This is a genomic window from Streptomyces sp. NPDC032161, from assembly GCF_040636995.1.
In the GTDB taxonomy this organism is placed as follows: Bacteria; Actinomycetota; Actinomycetes; order Streptomycetales; family Streptomycetaceae; genus Streptomyces.
This window is the reverse complement of sequence record NZ_JBEZVN010000106.1, coordinates 1-2688: the sequence shown is the minus strand read 5'-3', so window position 1 is coordinate 2688 and position 2688 is coordinate 1. Positions and strand designations below refer to the sequence as shown.

Here is a 2688-nt window from a genome sequence, read left to right as displayed (position 1 = left end):
TCGAGCAGGGGAGACCCCATTCGAGGGCTTGTGGCCGCCTTGCGATCGCACGCACCGGACGACGCTCCTTCCGGGCAAACCTTGCCGGTCACAGCACTAGCAACTCCCAGGGTTACCTGAGGGGCCACCATAGTTCTGGTGGATATAGCCCCGCACGCCAGTCGTGTTGTCGGTGATACGCCACCAGTACGTTTCCAGGGGGCCAGAGGTTCCGCAGTGCACAGTGACCCTGTGGCTCCGGTACCCGAGTCCTACGACGGTCGCGTCGAGGTTCGGCGCGTTGCGGATGTTTACGCCGTCGGTGTAGAAGCTGCCAGGCAGCGAGTTCACCCCGGCGGGAGCAACCGGGGCAGTGTTCAAGGCCGCCGAACTGGTTTCCGCCTGCGCAGTTCCGGCACCGACGAGGGCGAAGCTCAGAACGGTCGCCGCTCCGAGCGCACCGAAGGCTCTCTTCATAGGCACGTCAAACTCCATTCACCGTGTGGGTGCACGAATAGTTGAGTGACATTTCCATCACTGGTCGCCTTCAAGGCATTGTTCTGCCCTGGACAGGAAGTCGACGACTAACACTGCTCCACCCTGGTCGACCGACCTTGGACAAACCTTCGGGAAACCTTGAATCCGGCCTCGGTACTGGCGGGAATCACGGACACGGCCTGTCCGATGACGGGCCGCGAACCACGGGGATTCGTCGGTGCAGATCGGCATGCCGCCGCTCACCACCACCCAAGCCAAGTCGCCCCGGCCAGCCACCCATTGCCCGCACCAGAAGCTTGCCGCGTCTGCACCCATGCACCAGATCGGCCAGGATGGGCAGCACGTCCGGCAAGCCCGGACAAACAAAGACCTGCCCCACATTGCGGGACTTCGCATTCCCTTCGCTCCACCAACACACGCATGGCACGATTCCCCTTGTCACCGAGTCAAGGGGAGCAACCGATGGCGAGCTATCGCGAAGTCCAGTCCGCCGTACGGGTCGAGAAGTTCCGCGTCTGGTTCGCCTGGCTCTCCGGCAATGGGATCACGCTGATCATCGCCGGCGCCACCCGCAACATCGGCGTCGTCAGCACCATCACCCAGATCCTCTTCACGATCTCCTTCTTCCTTCTCACCTTCGTGGCGATCCGCATGACCAACTCGCTCAACCGCAAGGTGCTCGCCGCCCGACGCGAGGTCCTCGGCGACGATCTGCAGTAGGTGGCGCCCACGGGCCGGCGACCCTCGCGACGGGCGGCCCTACCGCGCCCTGTGAAGCGCCCGGTCGTCTACGACAACGAGTTGCAGATGTCCGTCGGCCTCTACGACGGGCCGTCGCCCTGCATGCAGACCCACGCGCCCACCATCCCCGACGGATCCGTCGACAACCCGCCGCCGCTCGACGAGAGGGCCCTAGGGACTGGCCCACGCCCGCCTTTCTCGTGATCGCAGCGCGCGACGACTGGCCGACCGACCGGGTCGTCAAGGCACTCACGGACGGTGGGGCGGACGTGTTCCGTATGGGCACCGCCGAGTTCCCGCAGGAACTCACCCTCGCCGGGCGTATCGACGCCGGCGAGGGTGGGACGGCGGACTCGCCAACCGCCCACTGTGCCGTTGACCTCTCCGATGTCGACCACCACACCCCGAACCGCTGCTTCTCCCCCTCCATCTGCCTGGAGCGAAGATCGTCTACCACATCGACGACGCGGGAACCACGACTCTCCAGATCCAGGGAGCCGACGGTTCGTGGGCCCGTACGCCCCTCGCTGGTGACGGCACGGGCACGATCACCTACGGCGGCGCCCCGCCCTCTGGGCCCGGGTCGAGGACGCCTGGCGCTGGTGGAACGTTGCTAGCCGCCCCTCGCACGACAGGTTCGACTACGTCCGCGAGGCAGACGGGAGCGCACACGTCTGGCACATCCCCGACGGGACTCATTGGGATATTCCCGCCCATAGGTAGTACTCCAGGATCTTGTGACTTGTGCGGCCGTGCGAGTGCTCAAAGGAAGAATGACGTTACGCACTGATCCTTTTCGTGCATCGTTCTCTACGGAATCTGCCCGATCCGGGGCAGAGCAGCGAAGGAGAACATAGTGAGGAACGTCCAGAAGATCGCAGCGGTGGCCGCGGCCACCTGCGGGATCCTCTTCGCCGGCATCGGCGGGGCCAGCGCTGACACCCGTAACGCGGACAACCAGGGTGACAGCATCCCCGTGCTCAGCTACATCAACCAGCTCGACTGGGACGAGTCGCCCTTCTGCGGAATCCAGGTCAAGACCGAGCACAGCGAGCAGAAGACGTCATGTCCGGTAGTGCACCAGGAGCACCCCGACAACAGCCCGGTCTACATCGTCACCTTCGGGTCTTGACCTTTCGTAGCGGTCCGACGGTCCGGCGGTTCGCCCGTCGGACCGTTTTACCTTGTGGGGGCGTTGGCAGGCAGGTGAGTGGCCCGGCTGCCGTGTCGGGTGGTCGCCCAGGGCATCGCCGAAGCGGGGGCGGAGCCTCGTCCGGGGCCGCACGGTGCGGCATTCAGTGGTTCGCACCGGTATCGAACTGACCGAGTTCGGCTCGATTCCCGGCGTTCTCGCAGGTCAAAAGTGGGCAACTAATACTCCAGTACGGTTTCGTGATCTACCCAGCGGATTCGTCGGCGGCCCGTCGTTGGTAGTGGCTGTGTCGGGCTGTTGCCTGGTGGTGTCTGCGC

3 protein-coding genes are annotated in these 2688 nt (G+C 64.8%); 2 read left to right on the top strand and 1 reads right to left on the bottom strand.

The annotated features are described in order from the left end of the window. Positions 1-96: 96 nt before the first annotated feature. Positions 97-456: an SH3 domain-containing protein gene (locus AB0E67_RS36380; protein WP_362035138.1), complete on the bottom strand. Its 360-nt coding sequence runs from the start codon at positions 454-456 to the stop codon at positions 97-99. Between the two features lie 483 nt (positions 457-939). On the opposite strand from AB0E67_RS36380, the gene AB0E67_RS36375 reads away from it, so the two are divergent. Together AB0E67_RS36375 and AB0E67_RS36370 are read left to right on the top strand one after the other, a co-directional pair. Beyond that, positions 940-1197 carry a hypothetical protein gene (locus tag AB0E67_RS36375; protein ID WP_362035137.1) on the top strand — a complete coding sequence of 86 codons (258 nt, stop codon included), beginning with the start codon at positions 940-942 and terminating at the stop codon, positions 1195-1197. 877 nt (positions 1198-2074) lie between these two features. Then, positions 2075-2350, top strand: coding sequence for a hypothetical protein (locus AB0E67_RS36370; RefSeq protein ID WP_362035135.1), 276 nt, complete (start codon positions 2075-2077; stop codon positions 2348-2350). The last annotated feature ends 338 nt before the right edge of the window (positions 2351-2688 follow it).

Excerpts from the sequence above, each read along its gene's own strand:
- AB0E67_RS36380 (WP_362035138.1), bottom strand. The coding sequence starts at position 456 with ATGAAGAGAGCCTTCGGTGCGCTCGGAGCGGCGACCGTTCTGAGCTTC.
- AB0E67_RS36375 (WP_362035137.1), top strand. The coding sequence starts at position 940 with ATGGCGAGCTATCGCGAAGTCCAGTCCGCCGTACGGGTCGAGAAGTTC.